Source organism: Xanthomonas bromi, assembly GCF_900092025.1.
Taxonomy (GTDB): Bacteria; Pseudomonadota; Gammaproteobacteria; order Xanthomonadales; family Xanthomonadaceae; genus Xanthomonas; species Xanthomonas bromi.
This window is the reverse complement of the sequence record NZ_FLTX01000008.1, coordinates 194035-220128: the sequence shown is the minus strand read 5'-3', so window position 1 is coordinate 220128 and position 26094 is coordinate 194035. Positions and strand designations below refer to the sequence as shown.

At 64.5% G+C, this 26094-nt stretch carries 19 protein-coding genes and 5 pseudogenes; 13 read left to right on the top strand and 11 right to left on the bottom strand.

Translation table 11 applies throughout. The annotated features are described in order from the left end of the window. The 7 genes and pseudogenes from XBLMG947_RS23330 to modC all read left to right on the top strand — a co-directional run. On the top strand, positions 1-288 hold a 288-nt coding region (locus XBLMG947_RS23330; protein ID WP_209437461.1), incomplete at its 5' end, for a hypothetical protein. Between the two features lie 215 nt (positions 289-503). Continuing rightward, positions 504-1118: pseudogene (locus XBLMG947_RS03605) on the top strand (OmpW/AlkL family protein). Between the two features lie 259 nt (positions 1119-1377). Further along, positions 1378-2151, top strand: coding sequence for a S1/P1 nuclease (locus XBLMG947_RS03600; RefSeq protein ID WP_065466417.1), 774 nt, complete (start codon positions 1378-1380; stop codon positions 2149-2151). A gap of 13 nt (positions 2152-2164) precedes the next feature. Beyond that, positions 2165-2998, top strand: a complete 834-nt coding sequence (locus XBLMG947_RS03595) for an MBL fold metallo-hydrolase (protein ID WP_065466427.1) — start codon at positions 2165-2167, stop codon at positions 2996-2998. A 68-nt stretch (positions 2999-3066) separates the two neighbouring features. Next, positions 3067-3843: a molybdate ABC transporter substrate-binding protein gene (gene modA, locus XBLMG947_RS03590; RefSeq protein WP_065466416.1), complete on the top strand. Its 777-nt coding sequence runs from the start codon at positions 3067-3069 to the stop codon at positions 3841-3843. Positions 3844-3859: 16 nt separating this feature from the next. Continuing rightward, positions 3860-4546 carry a molybdate ABC transporter permease subunit gene (gene modB / locus XBLMG947_RS03585; protein WP_181093067.1) on the top strand — a complete coding sequence of 229 codons (687 nt, stop codon included), beginning with the start codon at positions 3860-3862 and terminating at the stop codon, positions 4544-4546. After that, positions 4546-5160, top strand: a complete 615-nt coding sequence (gene modC / locus XBLMG947_RS03580) for a molybdenum ABC transporter ATP-binding protein (protein ID WP_065466414.1) — start codon at positions 4546-4548, stop codon at positions 5158-5160. The genes modB and modC overlap by 1 nt, the downstream gene beginning before the upstream one ends. Before the next feature lie 205 nt (positions 5161-5365). On the opposite strand, the gene XBLMG947_RS03575 is transcribed toward modC, so the two are convergent. The 7 genes and pseudogenes from XBLMG947_RS03575 to XBLMG947_RS03545 all read right to left on the bottom strand — a co-directional run bounded on the left by XBLMG947_RS03575 (position 5366) and on the right by XBLMG947_RS03545 (position 10938). Further along, on the bottom strand, positions 5366-5950 hold the full coding sequence (locus XBLMG947_RS03575) for a hypothetical protein (RefSeq protein WP_065466413.1): 585 nt from the start codon (positions 5948-5950) through the stop codon (positions 5366-5368). After that, positions 5947-7245, bottom strand: a complete 1299-nt coding sequence (locus XBLMG947_RS03570; RefSeq protein WP_065466412.1) for a TonB family protein — start codon at positions 7243-7245, stop codon at positions 5947-5949. The genes XBLMG947_RS03575 and XBLMG947_RS03570 overlap by 4 nt, the downstream gene beginning before the upstream one ends. Then, positions 7235-7600 carry a BlaI/MecI/CopY family transcriptional regulator gene (locus XBLMG947_RS03565; RefSeq protein WP_065466411.1) on the bottom strand — a complete coding sequence of 122 codons (366 nt, stop codon included), beginning with the start codon at positions 7598-7600 and terminating at the stop codon, positions 7235-7237. Before XBLMG947_RS03565 ends, XBLMG947_RS03570 begins: the two co-directional genes overlap by 11 nt. A 98-nt stretch (positions 7601-7698) precedes the next feature. Then, on the bottom strand, positions 7699-9060 hold the full coding sequence (locus XBLMG947_RS03560; RefSeq protein ID WP_065466426.1) for an ATP-binding protein: 1362 nt from the start codon (positions 9058-9060) through the stop codon (positions 7699-7701). 17 nt (positions 9061-9077) lie between these two features. Beyond that, positions 9078-9566 (bottom strand): annotated as a pseudogene (locus XBLMG947_RS03555) (winged helix-turn-helix domain-containing protein); the annotation flags it as partial. A 2-nt stretch (positions 9567-9568) separates the two neighbouring features. Next, positions 9569-10294: pseudogene (locus XBLMG947_RS03550) on the bottom strand (AMP-binding protein); the annotation flags it as partial. Continuing rightward, positions 10291-10938: a thermostable hemolysin gene (locus tag XBLMG947_RS03545; protein ID WP_065466410.1), complete on the bottom strand. Its 648-nt coding sequence runs from the start codon at positions 10936-10938 to the stop codon at positions 10291-10293. The pseudogene XBLMG947_RS03550 and the gene XBLMG947_RS03545, both read right to left, overlap by 4 nt. 175 nt (positions 10939-11113) lie before the next feature. Between XBLMG947_RS03545 and XBLMG947_RS03540 the strand changes: the two genes are divergently transcribed. From XBLMG947_RS03540 to XBLMG947_RS03520, 5 genes are all read left to right on the top strand, one after another. Continuing rightward, positions 11114-13072, top strand: a complete 1959-nt coding sequence (locus XBLMG947_RS03540) for an acetyl-CoA hydrolase/transferase C-terminal domain-containing protein (protein WP_065466409.1) — start codon at positions 11114-11116, stop codon at positions 13070-13072. A 135-nt stretch (positions 13073-13207) separates the two neighbouring features. Next, entirely contained in the window at positions 13208-14383 is a 1176-nt protein-coding gene (locus XBLMG947_RS03535; RefSeq protein ID WP_065466408.1) for a phosphatidylinositol-specific phospholipase C1-like protein, read from the top strand. A 137-nt stretch (positions 14384-14520) separates the two neighbouring features. Next, positions 14521-17235: a TonB-dependent receptor gene (locus tag XBLMG947_RS03530; RefSeq protein WP_065466407.1), complete on the top strand. Its 2715-nt coding sequence runs from the start codon at positions 14521-14523 to the stop codon at positions 17233-17235. A 378-nt stretch (positions 17236-17613) separates the two neighbouring features. Further along, positions 17614-18543 (top strand): L,D-transpeptidase family protein, encoded by a 930-nt coding sequence (locus XBLMG947_RS03525; protein WP_181093065.1) that lies wholly within the window; start codon positions 17614-17616, stop codon positions 18541-18543. A gap of 2 nt (positions 18544-18545) precedes the next feature. Next, a complete protein-coding gene (locus XBLMG947_RS03520) occupies positions 18546-19253 on the top strand; it encodes a M23 family metallopeptidase (RefSeq protein ID WP_065466405.1) in 708 nt (235 codons plus the stop codon). A 206-nt stretch (positions 19254-19459) separates the two neighbouring features. On the opposite strand, the gene XBLMG947_RS03515 is transcribed toward XBLMG947_RS03520, so the two are convergent. Further along, the gene (locus XBLMG947_RS03515) at positions 19460-20227 is read right to left on the bottom strand and encodes an SDR family NAD(P)-dependent oxidoreductase (RefSeq protein WP_065466404.1); all 768 of its coding nucleotides are present in this window, start codon (positions 20225-20227) and stop codon (positions 19460-19462) included. Between the two features lie 34 nt (positions 20228-20261). Between XBLMG947_RS03515 and XBLMG947_RS03510 the strand changes: the two are divergent. After that, positions 20262-21064 (top strand): annotated as a pseudogene (locus XBLMG947_RS03510) (LysR family transcriptional regulator). 491 nt (positions 21065-21555) lie between these two features. On the opposite strand, the pseudogene XBLMG947_RS03505 reads toward XBLMG947_RS03510, so the two are convergent. The 3 genes and pseudogenes from XBLMG947_RS03505 to XBLMG947_RS03495 form a co-directional block, all read right to left on the bottom strand. Then, positions 21556-21946, bottom strand: a pseudogene (locus XBLMG947_RS03505) (TonB-dependent receptor domain-containing protein); the annotation flags it as partial. A 140-nt stretch (positions 21947-22086) separates the two neighbouring features. After that, positions 22087-24087 (bottom strand): transketolase, encoded by a 2001-nt coding sequence (tkt, locus tag XBLMG947_RS03500; RefSeq protein WP_065466402.1) that lies wholly within the window; start codon positions 24085-24087, stop codon positions 22087-22089. Positions 24088-24312: 225 nt separating this feature from the next. After that, the gene (locus XBLMG947_RS03495) at positions 24313-25593 is read right to left on the bottom strand and encodes a dicarboxylate/amino acid:cation symporter (protein WP_083992821.1); all 1281 of its coding nucleotides are present in this window, start codon (positions 25591-25593) and stop codon (positions 24313-24315) included. Between the last annotated feature and the right edge of the window lie 501 nt (positions 25594-26094).

Sequence of the window (26094 nt, the reverse complement as noted above, 5' to 3'; positions counted from 1 at the left end):
CCTAAGTTCCTGACCCGGAAGCCGCAGGACGCGGTCGATTACCGCACGGTACCCGTGCTCGATAATCGAGAGCGCAGTCGGTGCTGGCGTTTACGCCTTCATGTCGATCGACAAGACCGCAAGGCCAGGCACCCGGGAACGCTACCGGATCGATCAGGATCGAGGCAGCGGCAGCACCGAGCCACAAGGCGTCCTGCATCCATTGCCCCCACGCAAGTTTCGATGCGTCTGCGCTCCATCCTGCTGCTCGCCAGCCTGGCCACCGCGTTCGCCAGCGTCCCGCAGTAGCGCAATCCTGCGCGCCAGCGGTAGCCAACGTTGAAGCCCTGCATCTACTGCTTGCCGTTTAAACACCTTCGCATTGCGTACGTACAGCGACTCTGATCCCCTGCGGCGTGGGCGGCGCATCTCTGGCACACTTGCTGCCCAGGGACGTGCATCCACCGCCGGAGTTGCGGACAGGTCGATCACGTCGACCGTCTGTCCGACCTACCGGGGATTCCATGAACACGCTGACTCGCACCGCCCTCGCCATCGCACTGGCCGCCTCGGCCGCACCCGCCTTTGCACAGTCGGCCGGTCATTGGACGACCGGTTACGGTGCCGGCTATGTCTCGCCCAAGTCCAACAGCGGCACCTTCGGCGGTACGCAGGCCGAGATCACGAGCGCGCCGGCGCTGTCGTTCACCTACGAATACTTCCTGCGCAACAACCTTGGGATCGAAGTGCATGCCGCAGTGGCCGGCAAGCACGACCTCGAACTGCAGGGCATCGGCAAGGTGGGCAGCTATTGGTCGGTGCCGCCGAACGTGTTGTTGCAGTAACACATCAACGGCTACGGCACGGTGTCGCCGTTCGTGGGCGTGGGCATCAACTACACCACGTTTCTGGGCGAAGACACCGAGCCGACGATCAATAACGGTGATCCGCGCTTCGGCGATTCGGTCGGCGCCACCGCGCATGTCGGCGTGGACTTCATCTTCAACGAGCGCAGCGGCCTGCGCGTGGATGCGCGCTGGACCGATTCGCGCAGCGACGTCGACTTCAATGGTGCGCGGCAGGGTAAGGCGCGGATCGATCCACTGACCTTCGGTGTGTCGTACCTGGTGTATTACTAAGAGCGGCTAGCCAGGTCCGTGCAGCCGCCAGACCGGCGAGGATCGACAGGCACCACGCCTATACGCAAGTTGCTGCGCGCCGCCCACTCCCGCCTGACGATTGCTTGCTGCATTTTTGTCAGCCGCTCCAGGCAGTACCGGCCTCATGCTGAGGCGCGGCTGTCGCATGTGCGGGACGGCCATCAAACCGTCCCGGACCGATGCGTACAATCGCGAAATGAAAACTTTCCCCCTCCCAGCATTCGTTGTTGCAACGGCAATGGCCGCCGCGCTTCACCCCACCACCGCGTTGGCCTGGGGCCCGCAAGGCCACCGTCTGGTGGCGCGTATCGCCGAAACCGAACTGAGCCCGCAGGCACGCGCACAAGTGGCGCAATTGCTGGCCGGCGAGCCCGACCCGACACTGCACGGCGTGGCCTCCTGGGCCGATGAGTTGCGCGAGCACGACCCCGATTTGGGCAAGCGCTCCGGCCCCTGGCATTACGTCAATCTCGGCGAACACGACTGCACGTATTCGCCGCCGCGCGACTGCCCGGACGGCAACTGTGTGATTGCCGCGCTCGACCGGCAAACCGCCCTGCTCGCAGATCGCACACAGCCGCTGGACGTGCGCCGCCAGGCCTTGAAGTTCGTGGTGCATTTCGTCGGCGACATCCATCAGCCCATGCACGCCGGCTATGCCCACGACAAGGGCGGCAACGACTTCCAGCTGCAGATCGACGGCAAGGGCAGCAACCTGCATGCGTTGTGGGACAGCGGCATGCTCAACGAACGCCATCTGAGCGACGATGCGTATCTGCAACGCCTGCTCGCATTACCAGCGGCCGCGCCGGTGTCTCCGGTTCTGCCACCGCCGGCTGCGGCATGGGCGCAGGCGTCGTGCAAGATCGCCGTCACGCCGGGCGTTTACCCGAGCGCGCACGTGTTGCCCACCACCTACATCGCCACCTATCGCCCGATCGCCGAAACCCAGCTACGCGTCGCTGGTGACCGGCTCGCCGCGATACTCAACGCGGCGCTGGCCAGCCCCTGACGTGGAGACGCCGCTGCAGCCCCGGGTGCGTGCGTTCTTTCATGCCGACAGCAACACCTTCACCTATGTGGTCGCCGATGCGGCCACCGGTGCGGCGGCAGTGATCGACCCGGCGTTGGACTACGTAGCCGAGACCGGCGTCATCGGCACCCAGGCGGCGCAAGCCATCCTCAATGCCATCGGGCAGCACGGATGGCAGCTGCAGTGGCTACTGGAAACCCACGCGCATGCCGATCACCTGTCTGCTGCGCAGTGGCTGAAACAGCAATGGCCGCAGGCGCGCATCGGCATCGGCGAAGGCATTCGCCAGGTGCAGCAAGCCCTCGCACCGCAGTACGCATTGCCGGACGACTTTCGGGCCGATGGCTCGCAGTTCGATCATCTGTTTGCCGACGACGAGCGCTTCCTGCTTGGCGGTATCGAAGCACGCGTCATCGCGGTGCCCGGCCACACCAGCGACAGCATTGCGTATCTGATCGGCGATGCGCTGTTTCCGGGCGACTCGTTATTCATGCCCGATGCGGGCACGGCGCGTTGCGATTTCCCCGGCGGCGATGCGCGCCAGCTGTTTGCCTCGATCCAGCGCCTGTACGCGCTGCCGGAGAGCACTCGCGTCTTCGTCTGCCACGACTACGGGCCGGGCGGGCGCGCGGTGGCGCACCAGACCAGTATCGGCGCGCAGCGGCGCAGCAATATCCACGTGCGCGACGGCGTGGATGTCGATGCCTTCGTGGCGCAGCGACAGGCGCGCGATGCCAGCTTGTCCGAACCCAAGCTGATCCGGCCGGCCTTGCAGACCAATCTTCAGGCGGGACACTACTCCGGAGTCACTCTACCGCGCGGGTAGGCTCGCCACGCGGGGCGCATCGCGTAGCCGCTATGATCGGGGCCTACCTGACTGGTGAGGAGCTTCCCATGCGCATGATCGGTTTCTGGCTGCGCGCGTTATGCGTGCTGACGGCGGCGATGCCGATGCTGGCGAGTGCGCAAACCGCACCGGTGACGGTGTTTGCGGCTGCCAGCCTGAAAGAATCGATGGACGAAGCCACAGCCGCGTACGAGAAAGCGACCGGCACCCCGGTGCGGGTGTCGTATGCGGCGAGCTCCGCGCTGGCACGCCAGATCGAACAAGGCGCACCCGCCGACGTCTTCTTTTCGGCCGACCTGGAATGGATGGACTATCTGCAACAGCGCGGCCTGGTGCTGCCGGCGCAGCGCCACAACCTGCTCGGCAACACCCTGGTGTTGGTCGCCCCGGCGAACAGCACGCTGCGCCTCGACCCACGCACGCCCGGCGCCATCGCCAAGGCGCTTGGACAGAGCGGGCGCCTGGCCGTTGGCCAGACCGCCAGCGTGCCGGCCGGCAAATACGCCGCCGCTGCGCTGCGCAAGCTCGGCCAATGGGACAGCGTCAGCAACCGTCTTGCCGAATCGGACAGCGTGCGCGCGGCACTGATGCTGGTGTCGCGCGGCGAAGCCCCGTTGGGCATCGTGTATGGCTCGGACGCACGTGCCGATGCCAAGGTGCGCGTGGTCGCCACCTTTCCCGACGACAGCCATGACGCCATCGTGTATCCGGTTGCCGCACTGAAGAACAGCCGCAATCCCGCAACCGCCGCATTCGTGACCTGGCTACGCAGCAAACCGGCGAAGGCGATCTTCGTGCGCCGCGGTTTTTCGTTGAAGGATTGAGGCACACGGTTTGTCGATGTTCACCCCGGAAGAGCTGACCGCGATCGGCTTGAGTCTCAAGGTCGCGATCGTGGCGGCGCTCGCCAGCCTGCCGCCGGGCATTGCCTGCGGCTGGCTGTTGGCGCGGCGCCGCTTTCCGGGCAAGGCCTTGCTGGACGCGCTGCTGCATCTGCCCTTGGTGATGCCGCCGGTGGTCACCGGCTATGCGCTGCTGGTGGTGCTGGGCACGCAGGGGCCGGTGGGCAGTTGGTTGCTGGAACACCTCGGTATCCGGTTCGCCTTCCGGTGGACCGGCGCCGCGCTTGCGTGTGCGGTGATGGGATTCCCGCTGATGGTGCGCGCGATTCGTCTGTCGATCGAAGCCACCGATCGCCGCCTGGAAGCGGCCGCCGCCACGCTGGGCGCCGGGCCGTGGCGCGTGTTCTTCAGCATCACCTTGCCACTGGCCTGGCCGGGCCTGGTCGCCGGCGTGGTGCTCGCGTTCGCCAAGGCACTGGGTGAGTTCGGCGCCACCATCACCTTCGTGTCGAATATCCCTGGCGAAACGCAGACCTTGTCGTCGGCCATTTACGGGCTGATGCAGGTGCCGGGCATGGAATCGGGCATCTGGCGGCTGGCCGGCGTGGCGCTGGCGATTTCGCTGGCGGCGTTGCTGCTGTCCGAGTGGCTGGTGCGCCGGCCGCATCCGCACGAGGACGAGTGATGCTGGATCTGGATCTGCAGCTGCAACGCGGCACGTTCGAACGCCGCATCCGTATCCACGACGATGCGCGCGTCGTCGCACTGGTGGGGCCCTCCGGTGCCGGCAAGACCACAGTCCTGAACGCAATTGCCGGATTGGTGCGCCCGCAGGCCGGGCACATCCGCATCGATGGACGCTGCCTGTACGACGCCGGGCAGGGCATCGACCTGCCCACGCACAAGCGCCGGATCGGTTACGTGTTTCAGGATGCGCGGCTGTTCCCGCATCTGGATGTGCGGCGCAACCTGCGCTATGGCCGGCATGCGCGCGGCACCACGCCTTTTGGCTTCGACGATGTGGTGGCCTTGCTCGGCATCGCGCCGCTGTTGCAACGCCGGCCACGCAACCTCTCTGGTGGCGAGACGCAGCGCGTGGCGATCGGCCGTGCCTTGTTGGCGCAACCTTCCATCCTGCTGTTCGACGAACCGCTGTCGGCCCTGGATCACGCGCGCCGCGAAGAATTGATCCCTTACCTGCAGCGCGTGCGCGACGAAATTCGCCTGCCGATGCTCTACGTCAGCCATCACCCCGATGAAGTACAGCGCATTGCCGACAGCGTCCATGTGCTGGATTGAGGGCGGTGTGGGTGTCGATCTGCGCTTGCGTGTCTTGCGGTGTCGCACGGATATCGAGGACGGCCTTGACGATCTTGGTCCGTCTTCGTCAACCACTCCATTCACTGCGCGCCATTGCCGTGCCGCGCAGTAGACGCGAACCGGCGGGCATTACCTCGCCAGCTTCGATCACGCGTGCCCACACGCTGCGCAATGGCTGCAGCACCTAGCGTGCGACCTTCCCGGTCCGCACACTCACCTTGCCCTGCCGCACTTCGAAGGTGAACGCGAACGATAGCGTCACCGGCACCGGCTCGATCTGCGTCGCGTCAGTGCAGTCGTCCGGCGCTGCCGGTTGCGCGACCCCTGGTGCATAGGTACACATCGCGGCCGGAACGAACTGCCATCGCTGCGCGGTGGTGCACACCGCTTGCATCAGATCGGCGTTGTCCGGCAGTAGTCCCGCCGCGCATTCGTCACGGTCGGACATCGGGTCGACGCGCTGCACCGTACCATCGGCGCTCAGGATGAGATGCGCGCAGACGGTGGTCGGCGCCAAGGTCTGGCGCGGCGAATCGGCGGGCAGTACCGGCGCCTCGCTGTGCAGCGCGCGCGGCATGCGGAAGCGCTGCGCTGGTTCCAGCGTGTAGGACGCGATGCCCGCAGCGCCAGCGCCATCCGGCTGCGAGGGCAGCATGCGTTGATCCACTGAATCTTCGCGCTCGCTGCGTTCCTGCTCCGCGACCTGGCGGGTTGCGCAACTGCTCACGGCCAGGGCCAGTGCGACGCTGCAGACCAGACGCTGATTCATTGCAGCGTTCCGCGTGTGGCGCATTCCGCTGTTGCGCAGCCGGCAGCACGCTCGGTCGCTGCGGCAGTGGGCGACGTCCCGGCAGCACCGATATCCATATCCAGTTCTGCGGTCGCCGGCGCCGTGTCCGGTGAATCCAATTCGAACTTCACCGGCACGCGCACCTCGGACGCAACCGCTTTGCCATCCTCCAGTGCAGGTGGGAAGCGCCAGTGGCGTGCTGCGTCGAGCACGGTCTGATCGAACACGCCAGCCGGGGTGCTGCGCACGATGGCGATGTGGTCGGGTGTTCCAGTTGGGCTCACCGCGATCTGCAATTCGACAAATCCCGCCACGCCTGCCGCGAACGCGTCAGGCGGATACCTGGGCGGCTGCATGGTGTGGAAGTCCAGTCCATTGCCGGGGACGCGCCTGCCCTGCAGCTGCGCAGGCTGGAACGCCCAGCAGGCGCCGCTGACCATCACCGCCAATAAGACCACCATGCGCAGGTTCCAGCGCGCGCGCGGCACCTCCATCGCTGGCTCCAACAAGGCCGCGACGCGTTGCGTGACTGCGTGCGGCGCGGTCCAGTGACAAGCGGTGGGCATCCAGTCGGCACCACACTGGGTCTTGAGCATGGCGGTGGCGTAGCTGCGACGCTTGCCTGGATAGCGCGCAAGCACGTCTGCATCGCAGGCCAGTTCCTGATCCAGCCGGAACGCGCGCCATGCCAGATGCATCAACGGATGACACCAGCCGATGCACAGCAACAGTGCCGCCAGCAGATTGGCATACAGATCGCCACGCCGCAGATGCAGTTGCTCATGCGCCAGGATCAAGGTGCGCTCGGCGGCGGTGTAGCGCGTGTCGAAATTCATCGGCAGCACAATGCGCGGGCGCAAGATACCCAGCGACACCGGCAGGCCCACATCGTGCGTTGCCGTCCATAGCCCGCTGTCGAGCGCATGCAATGCACCCAGACTGCGCACGAAACGCTGCTGTCGCCACCAGAGCGCTACGGCCATCGCGACCGCACCGGCCCCCCAGACAGCCAGCAATGTCCCCGCCCATGTGGGTTCGCTACCTTGCAGGTCGAGCGGCATCGCGACCAACGCCGGCATCTTGGGCAATGCGGTGGCGATCTGCGGGGCCGGCATGACGGCTGCCAGCACTGCGAGCGGCACGGCGGCCCAGATCGCGTACGCCGCTGTTGCGCCCAGCCATGCACGCAGTGCGCGACGCAGAACGAGACATGTCAGCAACGCGGCGCTGCTGTACAGGGTGACGCGCAACAGCAATGGCAGGTCAAGGTGCATCGTCCAACTCCTTGAGCAGACGCTTCAATTCCGCGATGTCGGACGCGCTGAGTTTTCCACGTTCGCTGAAGTGCGCTACCAGTGGCGCAATCCGCCCGCCGAACAGTCGCTGCAGTAGTCCTTCGCTCTGCTGCTGCACCCAGTGCTCACGCGCCAGCAGCGGCGCGTAGTGATATTTGCGGCCGTGTTTTTCTGCCGCAACGGCACCTTTGGTGAGCAGCCGATTGAGCAAGGTCTTGATGGTCGGCTCGGCCCAGCCGGTGTGCGCCAACGCGGCAACCACCTCGTCTGCCGTGCGCGGCGCGCCATCCCAGAGCACCTGCATCACCACGGCTTCAGCGTCACTGATCGACATGCGATTACACTCGTAATTTTTATCGATTACGCGCGTAAACGAACCCGATGTCAAGCACCGTTCGTCGGTGCGTGATGCCCCGCCCTGCGGATCGACTGTCAGCTGATCGGGTTGCCGGCAAATTGCACGCTGACCCGCAAGCCGCCCAACGTGGGAGCTTCATCCAGCTGCACGCGTGCGGCATGTGCCACGGCGATGTCGTGCACGATCGACAACCCCAGCCCGCTGCCTTCCACACCGGTACCGAGTTCCCGATGGAAGCGATGAAACACGCCTGCGCGTGCGGCTTCCGGTATGCCGGGACCGGAATCTTCCACCACCAGGGTCGGCAGCGGTGCGTGGTGCGTGCTGACCCGGATGCGACCACCGACCGGTGTGTAGCGCACGGCATTCTCCAGCAGGTTGCGCAGCAGCAACGACAACGCGGTTTCGTCGGCGATGACCATCACCGGTTGCAGTGCCAGCTCCACGGTCTGCTGGCGCTGCACTGCCAGCACCAGCACGTCTTCGGACTCGCTGCGTACCAAGGTGTCCAGGCTCACGCTGCGCTGTGGGAGCGCAGCCGCCGCTTCGACCCTGCTCAAGGCCAGCAGTTGCGCGATCATGCGTTCGATGCGGAACACGTTGGCATCGAGCTGGTGCTGCGATTCATCGCGTTCCTGCGCATTGGCGGCCAGACGCAAATTGGCCGCATGCACTTTGAGTGCGGCGATCGGTGTCCGCAATTCATGCGCAGCATCGGCGATGAAGCGACGTTCGCGTTCCAAGCCATCCTGCACGCGGTCCATCAATCCGTTCACTGCGCGCACCAGGCCGTGCACCTCGCGCGGCATATGCTGCGGCTGCAACGGCTGCAAGCGCTTGGGGTCGCGCTCGCCGATCTCGTCGGAGACACGCACCAGCGAGCGCATTGCCCAATTCACCACCGCCCAGATCAGCAGCACCATCAACGGCAGCGCCATCAGTAGCGGCAACAAGGTTCCCAGCGCGATGTCTTCGGCAAGTTCCTCACGAATGTCGGCGCGTTCGGCCGATTGGAACCAGCGCCCGCCCGGCGAGCGCAGCGTGAATGTGCGCCACTGGCCGTCGGCAAATTGGACGTCTGCATAGCCGGCACGCAGCGGCGCCAGCGGTTGCGTCGGCGCGCTGTCCGAACGCAACAGCAGCGCGCCGGCAGGGTGGCGCACTTGGAATGCCAGTTTGGTTTCGTAGGCATGGCCGTCCTTGAACGCCAGCGCTTCGCCCACGCCTTGTGCCTGCCCGTGCCATCCGCGGATCACGATCGGCTCGCCTTGGGGCAGATCGTCCAAGGCTTGATCCACCAACGACAGCAGCACGCACGCCGATTGCACCAGGCGTGCATCGGACATTTCACCGGCTTCCTGCAGGCCTGCGCGATAACTGAAACCGGCTGCCGCCAGCATCAGCAGCGACAACACTCCCAGCAGGGCCAGCAACAACACGCGCCGAATCGAGTTCATTGCGGCGCTTGCGGCAGCACCGCGGCGGCCTGTGCGGCCTGTTCGTCCAGCGCATAACCGATGCCGCAAACGGTGCGGATCACAGACGCCGACAGCTTGCGACGCAACTGGTGCACATGCACGTCCACCGCATTGCTGGCGACGTCTTCGTCCCATCCATACAGATGTTGCTGGATGCGTTCGCGACCGATCGGCCGGCCGCGTTGCTCCATCAGCAGCCACAACAGTGCGAACTCGCGACGGGTCAGATCCAGATCGCGGCCATGCCAGCGAACGGACATGCCGACCGGATCCAGCCGCAGCGCGCCGGCCTGGAGTGCCGGCTGCGTGCGCCCGGCCGAGCGGCGCAGAATGGTCCGCGTGCGCGCCAACAGTTCATTGGTGTCGAACGGCTTGCCTAGATAATCGTCTGCACCGACATCCAGGCCAAGCGCGCGGTCGGCTGCACGCTCGCGTGCGCTGAGCACCAGAATCGGCGTGTCCAACGGATGACGCTTTCGGGTTGATACTGCTGCAGGCAGCGCAGCAGCGTCGGCACATCCAGTCCACTGGCGCCGGTGTAACCGATCTGCGCCAGCGACGGCAGCGCCACCTGCGCACCGGATAACAAGGTCGCGTAAAGCCCGGCCACGTTCTCCAGCAAGGTGGACAACGGCATCAGGCACAGATGCCGACGCGGTGCGATCGCAGCCGAGGCATCCACCAGCGACGCGGCCACCGTGAGCAAGCTGTCGGCCGATAGGCACACGCCCTTGGGACGACCGGTGGTGCCGGAGGTATAGGTGATGCAGGCAGTGGCCTCCGGCAGTGCGGGCCGCTCGACGACCGCCGCCACCCGCCAGAACTGCAGCGTCTCTTGCTGCAGCGCTGGGAGCGGACCACTGGTGCCGGGCGGCGCAGCGGCGGCCGCGTCGGTCACCACGCATTGCGCGCCGCTGGACGTGAGCGCATGCAGCACCTGGGCATCGGAGAAGAACGTGGGCAACGGCACGTGCACGGCGTCGATCAGACGTAGCGCCAGATCCAGGATCAACCAGTCCGGACCGTTGTCCAGCCGGCTGGCAACCCGCGTCAGTCCTGCGGTCTGGAGGCGTGCTGCCAAGCGCGCGACCGCGTCGGCCAGGGTCTGTGCGTCCAGGCTGCCGGCGGCACTCAGCACCCGCGGCGCATGCCTGTGCGACTCAGCGAGCAATTGGGCGAAACGTGCGCTCATGCGCCCATTCCCATCAGGTACGGCAGCGTCTCGATGCACGGCCGTGTGGCCTGCGGATGCAACGCCTGCCGCTCCAGTAAAAATGCATGACCGGCGGCGACGTCGCCGCACACCACCTGCGGTTGGGTGGCGTAGTAGCTGCCCCAGTCGGTGTCATCGTCGCGAAGGCGCGACTGCAACGCAGGCGCCAACACCACCATCCCTAGCTGTAGCCGATCGAAGGTATTGCGCAGGCCACGGGTCGCGGCGAACAACACCCAGCGCACACCGGCATTGTGCAGCGCATGGGTCATCTGCGGGATCAGTGCGCGTGCGCTGCCGGAGCTGATCGCCGCGAAGTTGCCCACCTCGGCCAAGCCCGAGCGTGCCACCGGCGCGGCCATGCGGGTGGCCAGCGCCGACTCGGCAGGCTCGTCCAGATACTGCTCTACGAACAACCCGCCAGCACTACCCAGCCGCATGCCCACTGCCGCCATCAGTGCGCCGTCCGCATCGCGGTAAACCAGCAGCTGCGGCAGGAAGCTACGCAGCTGCGCGCCATAACGCCGCAGGTAAACCGCCGCGATAAAGCGTTCCACCTCCTGGCGCTGCGCATGCCCAGCCTCGATCAGGCTGGCACTGGCAAATGCAGGGCGGGAGTACAAGCGAGAGGGCGTGGAAACGATCATGCAGCGCATGCTGGGCCAGCTCGATTAAGTGACCATGAGCCGTGTGTTACCGAGTTGTAAGTTCTGCACTAGCAATTCGTTGCGCGGCGTCAGGCCTGGCCTGACAACTATCGGTGCCTGCACGACAGCGCTTTCGGCTACGCTCTCGCGCATGAGCACACATGTCACTGAGTTGAGCACTGCGGTTTCGCACATCCTGCAACACATCGATGGACCGCTACGTGTCGGCGCACCGTTGGGCATCGGCAAGCCGCACCGGCTGTTGAACGCGCTGTACACCCAGCTCAAGGACACGCCGTCGCGGCCGCTGGCCATTTACACGGCGTTGTCGCTCAACCCGCCCAAGCCGGGTGCCGGACTCGAAGCACGTTTTGCCGCGCCATTCATCGCGCGTCATTTCGGTGACGATTTCCCTCGCCTTGCCTATGTCGATGCGATGCTGCGCGATGCCTTGCCCGCGCATGTGCAAATAGAAGAGTTCTACATGCAGTCCGGCGGGCTGCTGCATTCCACCCAGGCCCAGGCCGACTACACCAGCCTCAACTACACGCATGCCGCTGCCGCAGTGGCGCAGCGCGCGCCCAACCTGATCGTGCAAAAGGTCGCGCGCGAAACAGGCGGCACGCAGCTGTCGTTGTCGTGCAACAACGACATCACCCAGGACACCCTGGATGCGGTACAGGCGCTCGGCTTGCCGCGGCCGATGCTGGTTGCGGAAGTCGATCCGCAGTTGCCGTGGATGGGTGGGACGGCCGCGGTCGATGCCGCATTCTTCGATCTGATCATCGACCTGCCCGGTCCGTCGCCCCACCTGTTCGGCCTACCGCGACAGGCGGTGAATAGCGTGGACTACGCCATCGGCTTGTATGCCAGCACCCTGGTGCGCGATGGCGGCACCTTGCAGATCGGCATCGGCACGCTCGCCGATGCACTGAGCCATGCCCTGGTGCTGCGGCATACCGATAACGCAACCTATCGCCGCGTGCTGCATGCACTGGACCCGGCACTGGAACAGCACCCGGCCGTGCAGGCCAGCGGCAGCCTGGAGCCCTTCGCAATCGGCTTGTACGGCTGCAGCGAAATGCTCAACGAAGGCTTCAAGCAACTGGTGGACAGCGGCGTGATCCGCCGCAAGGTGCACGACGATCTGCCGCTGATGCAGCGCATCAGCGATGGCAGCGCCGACGCAGCCGACCACGCCCGTCTGGCTGAAGAAGGCGAATTCCTGCATGGCGCGTTCTACCTCGGCTCGCCTGCGTTTTATCAATGGCTGCGCGATCTGGATGCGCCAACACGCGCCGCGATCGGCATGCGCCGCATCAGCGAGATCAATCAGCTCTACGGCGGCAACGAGGCGTTGGACCGGTTACAGCGCAAGGATGCCCGCTTCTTCAACTCCTGCATGATGGCCACCGCGCTGGGTGCGGCGGCATCCGATGGACTGGAAGATGGCCGCATCGTGTCCGGCGTTGGCGGGCAATACAACTTCGTGGCGATGGCGCATGCGCTGCCGCAGGCACGCAGTACCTTGATGCTACGCGCCACCCGCGAGTCTGGCGCGCACACGCACAGCAATGTGCGCTGGAACTACGGCCACACCACCATTCCGCGCCATCTGCGCGATCTCTACATCACCGAATACGGCATCGCCGATCTGCGCCACAAGACAGATCAGGACTGCATGCTGGAAATGCTCACCATCTGCGATGCGCGCTTCCAGGATGACCTGCTCGCCCAGGCGAAACAGTCGCACAAGCTACGCACAGAACCGACACTGCCGAGTCGTGCGCGCCGCAACACGCCACAGGCACTGGAACAGGCGCTGGCGCCATTTCGGCGCGACGGCAGCCTGCCCGATTATCCGCTCGGCAGCGACTTCACCGAGATCGAACAACGTCTGCTGCCGGCACTGAATTGGCTCAAGCGCGCAACCTCCAGCACTGGCGGAAAAATCGCCACGGTGAGTCGCGCACTGCTCGCACGCAACGCCTCGCATGCCACCGAAGTTGCCTGCCTGCAACGCATGACGCTGGATGCGCCACGCCGCCTGGGCGATCGCCTGCAGGCGCGGCTGCTGACCCATGCGCTGCGACAGACCGCCTCACCGTGAAACTCACTGTCACGGAGTTGCAACCGACACGACTGCATTGCGGCGAGGCCTGACGCATCACGGACACACAGCGGAAAGATATGCGTCAAACTGAGCCGCGATGATGGCGACCTCGTCGCTTTCCGGTTGTGCTGCATGCCTCTTTTTCGCGCGTTTACTGCTGTTACGTCAGGGATCAATCGCCAAACGAAGTTGATGCGCGCAAAGCGAAGAAAAACCCCGCGCACCGCCGTTTTTTCCGCGCTGTTGCTGAGCAGTCTTGTCGCGCAAGCGGCGCCACGTCTGACCGATCTGCAGTACATCGGAAGCCACAACAGCTACCACGCCGGCTTTGCGCCCAGCGAAGCGGCGCTGTTGACGCAACTGGATCCGGCATTGTTTGCCGCGCTGGATTACCGCCATCCCGCATTGGCGCGGCAACTCGACGATGGCGTGCGCCAAGTCGAACTGGACGTCTTCGCCGATGCACAGGGTGGGCGCTATGCGCACCCGGCAATCGCCACGCAGATCGCCAAGGCGGGTCTGTCGGCCGCGCCGGCTAGCGCACCCGTTGGCGTGATGGACAGGCCCGGCTTCAAGGTCATGCATGTGCAGGATCTGGATCAGCGCAGCAACTGCCAACCGTTGATCGCCTGCCTGCAGGAGATCCGCAGCTGGTCGAAGCAGCACCCGGGCCATGTGCCGATCTTCATCCTGCTCGAAACCAAGCAGTCGCCGATCCAGTTGGCGTTCCCCACCGTGCAACCCGAACCGTTCGATACGAAGACAATGGATGCGCTGGATGCCGAATTGCGCTCGGTGTTTCAGCCCGACGAATACATCAGCCCCGACCAGGTGCGTGGCAGCGCGCCCACGCTCAATGCCGGCGTGCGTGCGCATGGCTGGCCGTCGTTGGCCCAAGCGCGCGGCAAGGTGGTGTTTTTGCTCGACCAACGCATTGCCGGCGCCAGCTACCTGCCCGGCCATCCGTCACTGCGTGGCCGTGTGTGTTTCACCAATGCGGTGCCGGGCGAAGACGATGCGGCCTTCGTCGAGCGTAACGACGGCCCCGCCGATGAAATCAAGAAACTGGTCAAGGCCGGCTATCTGGTGCGTACGCGTACCGATGCGGACCTGAAAGAAGCACAGCACAACGACACCCGCCGGCGGAACGCCATGCTGGCCAGCGGAGCGCAACTGCTCAGTACCGACTTCCCGATCAACGAGCCGGCCGATAACGGCTACGTGGTGCGCTTCGATGGCGATGCCGTGGCGCGTTGCAATCCGCAGCGACCAAGCGTGCATTGCGGCGACCTCGACCTGCGCCACTGAGCGCACGAACGCGCACCCGCGCACCCGTGCAAGCAACCCCACGCATCAGACCTGTCGCAATGGAAGGCGTCGGCGATCCATGACCGCGCCCGTCGATCGGGCGCGGGCTTTCCTTTCCAATCACACGAGTCCCCAGCATGCAGTTTCCCCGCACCTTCCATCGTTTGAGCTGTGCCATTGCAGTGGTGCTTTCAGCACCCTCGTTTGCGTGCGCTGCCGAGATGACCACTACCACGCTGGACTCGGTCAACGTGCAAGCCACGCAGGCCGCGGCGCCGGGATCGCTCAACGAACAGCGACTGTCCAACAGCGTCAACAGCGTGATGAGCAAGCAGCAAATCGATGCAATTCCATCCGGCGGCATCGCCGATGTGGTGGCGCATCTGCCGGGATTATCCTCCTACAGCGACATGCATCTTGGCCAGGCCACCACCGGCGAGAACGCTTACGTCAGCATCCGCGGCATGGACGCCAGCTACAACGCGTACACGCTCAACGGATTCGGCATGCCGGAAACCGACTCATCGACACGCGCCATTTCGTTGAACATGCTGGCACCGTTCGGCATCCAGTCCGTGCAAGTGTCGAAATCGCCCACGCCCGACATGCCCGGCGATTCGATCGGCGGCGCGATCGAAATGCGCACTCCAAATGCGTTCGATTTCGATCAAGACGTCTATGCCAAGAGCACGGCGCAAGGTCAGTTCAACGCATTGGCCCACCATCTGGGTGGAAAGGACAGCGGCGGCACCTTCCAGCAAGAGCTGGCCTGGAAATTCGGGCAAGGCGACGCCTTCGGGCTCTACGCATCGGCCTATTACGGCAAGAACAACAACATGGCGCAGGCACCGGCGCCCAACAGCAAGTACGTGCCGGCAAATCCGGCCCTCACCAACGCCACCGACCTGCGCGATGTTGGCCCATTGATCAGCACACGCTACAAGTACAGCCTCTACACCAGCCAGATCGAACGCTATGGCGCCAACCTGTCGCTGGATTGGCAAGGTGACACCAGCGCGCTGTATGCGCGTGCCATCTACGGCAGTTACGGCGTCACCGGCCAGCAGGACCAGTCAAGTGCGCGCCTGGAAACCTATCGCAACCAGCCCACGGCGGTGCGCGGCGGGTACTTCAATACGCACGACATCGACGAAACGCTGGCCACCGTGCAACTGGGTGGACAGACCACGCTCGACCGGTTGCGCTTCGATTACGGCAGCTCGTTCGGTCGCGGCACCCGCAGCCGGCCGGATTACGTGTCCGCCAGCCTCTATGGATTTACGCCCGGTAGTTTCGCCTTTGATCTCAGCGACACCACCTACCCGAGCATCGACCCGAGTTCGCCGGCGTTGAAGGACTTTTTCTACAACCTGGATTCGTCGCTGTTGTGGAAGGTACAGGGCCACGATGCCGGCAGCCACGACAACCGCTTCAACGCGCATACCGACATCGCGTACCAGGTCGATGGCACTGTGCTGGACAGCGTCAAGCTCGGCCTGTCGGCCGATCACTCCGACCGCGGCGCGTACGACCATCCGTTCTTCCACAAGGATGGCAATTTCGTCAGCAACGGCCCGTACTTTGGCGGCCCCAATTACGCGTTTCCCACCGCCGGTGGCCCGCCGCTAGGCGCGATTCCCGGCCGCATCACCTACAACGCATTCGACGGTCACTACGCGGGGCCGTTCAAACTGCTGGATCGCGGCTGGATGCGCGCGCAGGCGCTGCCTTACAAATACGTCGACGATCCGAACGGCGCAGGTATCTACACCGCCAACGACTACAACGCCAACACCACCTCCAGCAACGAGGCAATCTATTCGGGCTATGCGATGGCCGCGCTGCATATCGGCGCGGTGAGCGTGCTGCCCGGCGTGCGCTACGAATTGACGCGGTACTCGGCCGATTCCTGGCAATCCAGCGGCGATGGCAGCACCGGCAGTTTCGTCGGCACCGGCAGTACCTATGGCAAGGTCTTGCCGGGCATCAGCATCAACTATCGGCCGGACGATCTCACCGTGTATCGCGCGGCGTTACGCCGCAGTTTCAGCCGCCCGGCATTCGGGCTGGTTTCCGGCGAGACGGTCTATTCGATCGACGACACCCAAAAAGTGGTCGGCATCTCCAAGCCCAATCCCAACCTGCAGGCGAGCACTGCCGACAACGCCGACCTGTCTGCCGAATTCTACGATCACAATGGCGGTGTCCTCAGCGCCTCGACCTACTACAAGCGCATCAACGGCTTCATCTACACCTCGCAATCGGCCACCAGCAACGACAGCACCCTGGGTGGCCTGGTGCCCACCGGCACCACCTTCGAAAACGGCGTGCCGGTGACCATGCCGCAGAACGGCGGCACCGCAAAGCTCTATGGGCTGGAATTGGCAGCGAGCAGACGGCTGCAGCAGTTGCCCGGACTTTGGAGCAATCTGGGCGTCACCGCCAACCTCACGCTGCAACACAGCGAAGCTGACAGCAAACGCAGCGATCAGCCGGAAAAGACCTGGTTACCGCGCGCGCCGGAGCGCATCTACAACCTGGATCTGTTCTACGACAACACGCATCTGCGCGCGGACCTCAGCTACAACTACACCGGCCTGCAACTGCTAGGGCTCACCACCGACCGCCTCAACTACTACCTGCAGCCGGTGAAGTCGCTGGATTTCAATGCGACCTATCACTTGCCACACCACATCGATGTGGGGGTCTCGGCAAAGAACCTGCTCAATGCCGCCACGTTCTATGAAACGCAGGGCAAGTCCAAGCGCTACATGGCCTACGATCCCGGCGCCGACGGTGCCTATGTGCAAACCGGGCGGACCTACATGCTGACCTTGGGCTATACCTACTGATCTAACGCCGCAGGCTCGCTGCAGCGGTGGCCTTGCGTATGCAAGTACGCCGCTGCAGCTGTTACCTGAGCGCTATGTCACGACTGGCGCGCTGTCATTGCCTCACGCGCAACTGCCTCGCCCCCATCGTCGCGCCACGCCATCGGCCTGCTGGTCCTCGACCAGCGCGGTCGCCACGTGATGTTGTGCACAACACACGTGGCGACTGGCAAGGCGCTGCCGTATCGCACTGCGCGCTCAGTCAGTAGCGGTGCAGCGATTTCACGCAGAAAGCGCAGCCGTTTGCGGCAAGGTGCGCGCATGCCTCTTTCGGACCTGCACATGCCATCACGCCCCTACGTTCGCGTTTGCCTGCTTGCCCTGGCACTGGGCACCTGTTTGTCTGCTCTGGCGCAAGCGCCGCAACCCGCGCCTGCGGTTGCACCGGCACCCGCGGCCGCTCCTGCGGGCAAGGTGGTCCCCACCGGAGCGCGTTCGGATCTGCACGCGCAGGTATTGCTGGATCGCGCGCATTTTTCGCCGGGCCAGATCGACGGAGCGCGCGGTTCCAATCAGAAGCGCGCAGTGTCCGGTTTCCAGGCCGCCCACAACATCAAGGTCACCGGCGAGCTGGATGACGCCACCTGGCAGGCCTTGCAGGCCGACGCCACGCCGGCCCTGGTGCAGTACACGCTCACCGACGCAGATGTCGCCGGCCCGTTCCAGGCGATTCCCAAGGGACCTGCGGAACAGGCCAAGCTGACAACGCTGGGATACGTCTCGGTCGATGAAGCACTGGGCGAACGTTTCCATGCAGATCCCGCTCTGCTACGCCATCTCAATCCTGGCGTGGATCTGAGCAAGGCCGGCAGCGTGATCCAGGTACCGAACATCGACGGCGTGCCGCCGCTGGCCAAGCCGGCCAAGCTGGTGGTGGATAAATCCGATTCGACGCTGCGGCTGTTCGATGCCGACGGCAAGGTGTATGCGCAATTTCCGGTGTCTTCCGGCAGCAAGCACGATCCGTTGCCGATCGGCCACTGGAAAATCCTGGGCATCTCGCGCAACCCGGTCTTCAAGTACAACCCCAAGCTGTTCTGGGACGCGAAAAAGGGCGATCAAAAGGCCACGTTGCCATCGGGCCCGAACAATCCGGTCGGGCGCGTCTGGATCGATCTGTCCAAGCCGCATTATGGCTTGCATGGCACACCGGAACCCGGCCATGTCGGCAAGACCGAATCGCACGGCTGTGTGCGTCTGACCAACTGGGACGTGGTCAACCTGGCCAGCGTCGTTGGCCCTTCTGTGCCGGTGGTGATGCAGGAGTAAGCATGAAGCTGCTGATGACCTTGCTGGTGGGTGTCGTGCTGGGTGCCGCCGGTTATTGGTGGCTGGAACGCACTGCGCCGGAAGCAAAAGTGGAGCCCTCCTCGAGCGCGGCACCCATGGCAGCAGACCGCAATACCGCGAGTGCCGCACCGATGGCAGCGCCCGCTCCAGCACCCTCGGTTGCCGCAGTGCCGGCAACCGCTGCGGCGCCAGCCCACACGCCGATGGCATCAACGCCAGCGCCTGGTGTCGATACCTCGACACCGGGCGCTGGTCTGCTGATTCCAGTACAGGGTGTCGGCGCCAACCAGCTGCAGGACACCTTCACCGATGCGCGTAGCGAAGGCCGCGTGCACGATGCCATCGACATCCTTGCGCCAACCGGTACTCCGGTTGTGGCGGTCGCCGACGGCACGGTGGAGAAACTCTTCACCAGCGACCGCGGCGGCCTGACCGTTTACCAGTTCGAACCCGACGGCAAGTATTGCTATTACTACGCGCACCTGGAGCGCTATGCCGACGGTTTGGCAGAGAAGCAATCGATCAAGCGCGGCCAGGTCATCGGCTATGTGGGCAGCACCGGCAATGCGAACCCCGCCGCACCGCATCTGCACTTCGAGATTCATCGGCTAGGGCCGGAAAAACAGTGGTGGAAGGGCGAGGCGTTGAATCCCTATCCGGTGCTGCACGGCAATCAACCCTTGCAGTAGGGCAGTCGCCCGAGTGGAAGTCTCCAACAGCCTGCGCATGTGCGCAGGCTGTTTTCGTTAGTGGCTCTCGATGTCGATGAAAATCCGCACGCTGATTCGCGTGCGGGCACATGCCGCCCAAACAGCGCGAGCGGATGGCGATGCGAAAACATTGCTGTTTCAGCGCTCCCCAGCGTGCTCATCGATTGACCCGTCGCACCTAGCACTTAGATCAACATCCCACCCGAGACTTCGATGCGCTGCGCATTGACCCAGCCGGTGCCAGGTGCAAGCAGCGCAGCCACCACCGGTCCGATGTCATCTGGCAGACCAGGGCGGCCCAACGCAGTGACCGAGGACACCATCGCGTTGACCTGCACGTTGTCGCGCACGGTGCCGCCGTTGAAATCGGTCTCGATCGCGCCCGGCGCAAGCGTGTTGGCACGAATCCCGCGTGCCCCAAGCTCCTTGGCCAGATAGCGGGTGAACACTTCCACCCCACCCTTCATCATCGCGTAGGCCGATGCACCGGGCAGCGCAAAACGCGCAAGGCCGCTGGACACGTTGAGAATGCGCCCGCCATCGGCAATCAGCGGCAACAACGCCTGCGTCAAGAAATAAGGGCCCTTGAGATGGATGGCGACCAGGGCATCAAACTGCGCCGGCGTGGTGTCGGCAATGGACGCGTGCAGGCCGGTACCGGCATTGTTGACCAGCGCATCGAACTGGCTGCGTCCCCAACCGGCCAGCACCTGCTTCAACCGCGCGGCGAAGGCGGCGAAAGAATCGGCGTCGGCAACATCGAGTTGCAAGGCATGCGCGCGCCGGCCGTGCTTATGGATCTGGGCAACCACAGCGGCGGCCTCATCGGCCTGGCTGCGGTAGGTCAACACGATGTCGCTGCCATCGGCAGCGAGCGCAAGCGCCGCGTTACGGCCCAGGCCGCGGCTGCCGCCGGTCATCACGGTGATGGGGGTAGTGGTGGTGGTCGACATGCGTGTGCTCCGCGAGTAGTGAGCGCCCAGGCTAGTGCGCTTGCGATGCCGCATAAATCCGCTCACCCTGATTACACCGTTCAAGACTACCGACCAATCGATGGACACCATGGAGTCGCTGCGAGCCTTCTTGCGCGTGGCCGAGCTGGGCAGCTTTACCCGCGCTGCCGATAGCCTGGGGTTGCCCGAGGCCAGCGTCTCCACCGCCGTGCAACGGCTGGAAGCCTCGCTCGGCACGCAACTCCTGCACCGCACCACACGGCGCGTGCAGCTCACCGGCGACAGCACCGCGTTCTATCAGCGCAGCCGCGACCTGCTCGATGACATGGACGAATTGCAGGGCATGTTCCAGCGCGAGCGCAGCCAGTTGCGTGGGCGCTTGCGCGTAGATATGTCGGCTGGCATCGCACGTCACTTGTCATTCCGGCCCTGCCCGCGTTCCTCGCGCAGCACCCGCAGCTGGAAGTGGAAATCAGCGGCACCGATCGCCGCGTGGATGTGGTGCGCGAGGGCTTCGACTGCGTGCTGCGCGTGGGCACACTGGAAGACACCAGTCTGGTCGCACGGCCGCTCGGTGCATTTCGCATCGTCAGCTGCGCCAGCGCGCAGTACCTCGCCCGCCGCGGCACACCGCACTGCCTGGACGACCCGGCCAGCCCGCTCCGCGCATATCTGGACAGCGGCGCGCTAATCGAAATCCTGCCCGACCTGGCCGCCGAACCGATGCCGGTGACGCTGCTCTACGCGCAGCGCCGCCATCTGCCGCAACGCGTGCGCGCTTTCATGGACTGGGTAGCGGAGCTGATGGCACCGCATCTGCGGCCGCTCGTGCCCTGAGCCGCATGCGTAGATGCCCAGCTTGCCGTGTAGCGGAGGGCGGCGTGCGACGCGAACGCTGGCAGTGCAGTTCTCGCATCGCAGTCGTGGCGTTGTCGACGGTCATGCGCCGCAAGGCCGTGCCCCCAACGACGCAGTCCGCTGTCTCAACGCACAAACTTGCATATCGGCCAGACAACGTGACTGCTCGACACGGACGCCTGGGAGACTCTTTGCGCGATATGCAGGCCGCAAAATAGTCACGCGATATGCAACCGCATCGTTCACACGTTGCTGTGCCAGTGGTCGCCAGGCACCGACCGTCACCGACCGTCACCGACGCCCACTATGTGCCGGGTCAGAACGTGGAGCTGCCACATCAGGACGCGCGACGTGATCTCTGCACGTTGCGACACATCAGACTCACATAAAAAAGCACAGGCATCGTTCGCAAAATGCCTGTGCCATGTGTCGATCACAGCGAGCGTCAAAACGCCCGATGCAGTGCGCCTTCAGAACGTGTAGTTGAAGGTCAGCATGCCGTTGCGCGATGCGCCCCAGGCGCCATGGCCCGCATCGATCTGCGCGTAGTCGCGCTTGTCGAGCAGGTTGTCGACATTGAACTGCACCGAGAACTGCGGCGACAGGCGATAGCGCGCGAATACGCTGACCAGGGCGTACGCACTCTGCTGCGCGGTGCCGTACAGCAGGCCCACGTAGTAGATGCGGTTCTGCCAGTTGACGCCTCCGCCAACGGTCAGGTCGCTCCACTCGCCCTGCGGTGTGTAGCTGCTGAACAGCTCGATGGTGGTGGGCGGAAGCTGCTTGTTGACGGACACGTCATCGGCATCGCGGGCGGTGTACGAAGGTAGCGTTCCAACCCTGGGTCAGACGCCCGGAGATCCGTGCAGCGGCGCTGGCCAACGACGCGCGCTGAAACACGCAAGGCGTCCGTTGAACGATGACGGACCGCGCATCGCGCACGAGATCCAACAAAAAAGCCGGCTTCCGCCGGCTTTTTCTTTCACGCACCGCGCAAGGCGTTACAGTGCTTTGGCTGCCTGCACTACGTGCTCGGCGGTGATCTTGAAGTACGCGTACAGCTGATCAGCCGGTGCCGAGGCGCCGAAGGTATCGATGCCGACCACATCGCCATCCAGGCCGACGTACTTGCGCCAGAAGCCGGTCACGCCCGCTTCCACCGCCACGCGCTTGCGCACGGCATTCGGCAACACCGATTCGCGATACGCCGCATCCTGACGATCAAACACATCGGTCGACGGCATCGATACCACGCGCGTCTTCAAGCCGGCCGCATCCAGCGTCTTCTTGGCTTCCACCGCCAGGCCCACTTCCGAACCGGTACCGATCAGTATCACGTCGGGCGTGCCGCCTTCGGCATCGGCCAGCACGTAGCCACCGCGTTCGATCAGCTTGATCTGCTCGGCGCTGCGCGGCTGGTGCTGCAGATTCTGGCGACTGAAGATCAGGCAGCTCGGGCCGTCCTTGCGGGTGATCGCAGCCTTCCAGCTCACTGCCGATTCCACCGCATCGCCCGGGCGCCACACATCGTTGTTGGGGATGTAGCGCAGCGAAGCCAGGTGCTCCACCGGCTGATGGGTCGGGCCGTCTTCGCCCAGGCCGATCGAATCGTGCGTGTACACGTGGATGGCATGCGCCGGGTTCAGCGCGCTCATGCGCACGCCGTTGCGGGCGTAATCGCTGAACACCAGGAAGGTGGCGTCGAACGGAATGAAGCCACCATGCAGCGCCAGGCCATTGGCAATCGCGGTCATGCCGAACTCGCGCACGCCGTAATACACGTAGTTGGCATCCGGGTCGTCGGTGGCCACCGACTTGCTGGCCTTCCACAAGGTCAGGTTGGAATGCGCCAGATCGGCCGAGCCGCCGATCAACTCGGGCAGCAGCGGCGCGAACGCTTCGATCGCCAGCTGCGAGGCCTTGCGCGAGGCAATGGTCTGGCCGTCCTGCTGCGCCTTGGCGATGTAGGCATCGGCCTGGGCGATGAAGTCGGCCGGCAGCTCGCCATGCGAGCGGCGGGTCAGCTCATCGGCTTCGCTGGCGTACTGCGTGGCGTACTTATCGAACAACTGCTCCCACTCGGCCTGGCGCAGCGTGCCGGTGCCACCTGCACGCCAGCCGGCGTAGATCTCTTCGGGAATTTCGAACGGGCCGTACGGCCAATCGAGCGCCTTGCGCGCACCTTCCAGCTCTTCCTTGCCCAGCGGCGCGCCGTGCGAGGATTCCTTACCGGCCTTGGTGGGCGCACCGAAGCCGATTTTGGTGCGGCAGCAGATCAGGGTCGGCTTGTCGCCGTTTTCCAGCGCCGCTTCGATCGCCGCCTTGATCTTGTCGGCGTCATGCCCGTCTACATCGCGGATCACGTGCCAGCCATAGGCCTCGAAGCGTGCCGGGGTGTCGTCGCTGAACCAGCCGGCGGTGTTGCCGTCGATGGAGATCTGGTTGTTGTCCCAGAACGCCACCAGCTTGCCCAGGCCCCAGGTGCCGGCCAGCGAGGCGGCTTCGTGCGAAATGCCTTCCATCAGGCAGCCGTCGCCCATGAACACCCAGGTGCGGTGATCGACGATTTCCAGCTCCGGGCGGTTATAGCGCTGCGCCAGCAACTTCTCGGCCAGCGCAAAGCCCACGGCATTGGCAAAGCCCTGCCCGAGCGGACCGGTGGTGGTCTCCACGCCGGGGGTCTCGCTGCGCTCCGGGTGGCCTGCGGTCTTGCTGTGCAGCTGGCGGAACTGCTTGAGCTGCTCGATCGGCAGGTCGTAGCCGGACAGGTGCAGCAGCGCGTATTGCAGCATCGAGCCGTGGCCGTTGGACAGCACGAACCGGTCGCGGTTGAACCACTGCGGGTTGTTCGGGTTGTGCCGGAAATAATCGTTCCACAGCACTTCGGCGATGTCCGCCATGCCCATGGGCATGCCGGGATGGCCGGATTTGGCGGCTTCGACCGCATCTGCGGCGAGAAAACGGATGGCGTTGGCCAGCTGGCGGCGGGTGGGCTGGGTCATGGGCGTCTATGGAAGCGGAGGGGAACACCGCTGGAAGCGGAGACCGCTATTCTCCCATACACAGCGTTAGGGGAATCGGGAGTCGGGAATGGGGAATCGGATGCAGCGTTGCGGGTGGGCCGCTAACGCCACTGGCAGCGCAACCCCTGCCGCGGTAGCAGATGAGCTCCCGTCACACGTACCGATCGCAACAGCCCGCTTTACCCATTCCCGATTCTCGACTCCCTATTCCTCGCCCTTGGCCACCAGGGTCGTCAGCGCCAGATCGCCGGTGACATTGAGCGCGCTGCGGCACATGTCCAGGAAGTGATTGACGCCCAGGATCATGCCGATGCCCACCGGGTTGACCCCGACTATCGCGCAGATCAGCGCCACCACCGGCAGCGAGCCCGACGGCACGCCGGCAGTGCCGATGCCGCCCAGGATGCAGACCAGCATCACCATGAATTGCTGGCCAATGCTCAGGTCCACGTTGAAGAACTGCGCCAGGAAGATCACCGTCACCCCCTCGAACAGCGCGGTGCCGTTCTGGTTGGCGGTGGCTCCCACCGTCAGTACGAAACGCGACACGCGCGGCGGCAGGCCCATCTCGTCGGCCACGCGCAAGGCGGTGGGCAGGGTCGCGTTGCTGGAGGCGGTGGAGAACGCCATCAGTGTGGCCTCCTGGGTCTGCTTGAAGAAGCCCAGCGGCGAGCGCCCGGCGAATTTCACTGCCAGCCCGTAGCTCACCACCATGTGCAGGCCCAGCGCCAGCACCACCACGCCCACGTAGGCCCCCAGGCGAATCAACAGATCGAAGCCGAACAACGCAGCCAGGTTGAACATGAAACAGGCCACCGCATACGGTGCCAGGCGGATCACCAGCCCGATCAAGGTCATCGAAATCTCGAAGACGCCTTCGATCCCACGCCGCAACGTGGCAACCTTTTCATCGGCGGTCAGCACCATGCCCACGCCGAACATCACCGCAAAAAACATCAGCGACAGGATGGCCCCATTGTTGGACGCTGCGGCAATCACGTTGCTGGGCACGATCGACAACAGCATATCCATGCCCTGCGGCTGGGTACCGGAACTGGAAATGATCTCGCGGGTGCGCTCGGCGTTTTCCTGGATCAGTTGATTGGCCAGCTGCGGGTCCACGCCCGCGCCGGGCTTGAGCACGTTGACCAGCACCAGACCGAGCAGCACCGCAATGCCGGACAGCACCACGGTATAGCCCAGGGTGCGCCAGCCCACCCGACCGAGCGCGCGGATATCGCCCATGTCGGAAATGCCCATCACCAGCGCCGAAAACAGCAGCGGCACGATCAGCATGAAGATCAGATTGAGGAAGATCTGCGAGAACGGCGTGGTGACGTACTTGGTGACCAGCCGCACCCACTCGGCGTCGCTGCCGGCCAGGTAGTAGACAGCCAGACCCAACGACAGGCCGACGGCGAAGCCAATGCCCATCTTCCAATGCAGGGGCAGGCCCGGGCGGCGCGTGGCTGGGGACGCTGTCATCTGGTCAAGCCTTGATCTGGATACGAAAGACTGGAGCTTAACAAACGCCATCGAGGCGGCCACGCCGCGCTGCAACTGCCCAAGGGTAGGCGTGCCCTGAGAGGGCAGTTGGTGCGAGCGTTGCAACGGCAAAACACCCATCGCGAGCAAGGCCAGGCAACTGCGGCCGGTACTTGGCTCGGCGTGAATCAGGGAGCGATTCGCTGACTGCAGCACCTTGTTGGTGGGTGGGTTTGCTGAGTGCTCGTGGTTGGATGCTCGCGTACATGCAGGCTGCCATTGCCATTGCCATTGCCATTGCCATTGCCATTAGCGATTGGCGCGTGAGCTTCCAGTGCCATCAACTAATTTCAATACGGCTCACGCCTTGAGCCTTGAGTCGAAGGGATGCGCTAAAGCCGAGCTGGTCGAGGGCGCGGTGCCCTCACCACTTCCGGGACACGCCGTGAATCCGTCCGTGGAGGCTCGGTGGCGGCATCCATGCCGCCACACGGTCCCGCA

What these genes read in the sequence shown, in the direction of transcription:
- modB (WP_181093067.1), top strand. Translation starts at nt 3,860, where the DNA reads ATGTTCACCCCGGAAGAGCTGACCGCGATCGGCTTGAGTCTCAAGGTC.
- XBLMG947_RS03535 (WP_065466408.1), top strand. Translation starts at nt 13,208, where the DNA reads ATGCCTCTTTTTCGCGCGTTTACTGCTGTTACGTCAGGGATCAATCGC.
- XBLMG947_RS03515 (WP_065466404.1), bottom strand. Translation starts at nt 20,227, where the DNA reads ATGTCGACCACCACCACTACCCCCATCACCGTGATGACCGGCGGCAGC.
- XBLMG947_RS03565 (WP_065466411.1), bottom strand. Translation starts at nt 7,600, where the DNA reads ATGTCGATCAGTGACGCTGAAGCCGTGGTGATGCAGGTGCTCTGGGAT.
- tkt (WP_065466402.1), bottom strand. Translation starts at nt 24,087, where the DNA reads ATGACCCAGCCCACCCGCCGCCAGCTGGCCAACGCCATCCGTTTTCTC.
- XBLMG947_RS03540 (WP_065466409.1), top strand. Translation starts at nt 11,114, where the DNA reads ATGAGCACACATGTCACTGAGTTGAGCACTGCGGTTTCGCACATCCTG.
- XBLMG947_RS03570 (WP_065466412.1), bottom strand. Translation starts at nt 7,245, where the DNA reads ATGCACCTTGACCTGCCATTGCTGTTGCGCGTCACCCTGTACAGCAGC.
- XBLMG947_RS03520 (WP_065466405.1), top strand. Translation starts at nt 18,546, where the DNA reads ATGAAGCTGCTGATGACCTTGCTGGTGGGTGTCGTGCTGGGTGCCGCC.
- XBLMG947_RS03575 (WP_065466413.1), bottom strand. Translation starts at nt 5,950, where the DNA reads ATGAATCAGCGTCTGGTCTGCAGCGTCGCACTGGCCCTGGCCGTGAGC.
- modC (WP_065466414.1), top strand. Translation starts at nt 4,546, where the DNA reads ATGCTGGATCTGGATCTGCAGCTGCAACGCGGCACGTTCGAACGCCGC.
- XBLMG947_RS03600 (WP_065466417.1), top strand. Translation starts at nt 1,378, where the DNA reads ATGGCCGCCGCGCTTCACCCCACCACCGCGTTGGCCTGGGGCCCGCAA.
- XBLMG947_RS03495 (WP_083992821.1), bottom strand. Translation starts at nt 25,593, where the DNA reads ATGACAGCGTCCCCAGCCACGCGCCGCCCGGGCCTGCCCCTGCATTGG.
- XBLMG947_RS03530 (WP_065466407.1), top strand. Translation starts at nt 14,521, where the DNA reads ATGCAGTTTCCCCGCACCTTCCATCGTTTGAGCTGTGCCATTGCAGTG.
- modA (WP_065466416.1), top strand. Translation starts at nt 3,067, where the DNA reads ATGCGCATGATCGGTTTCTGGCTGCGCGCGTTATGCGTGCTGACGGCG.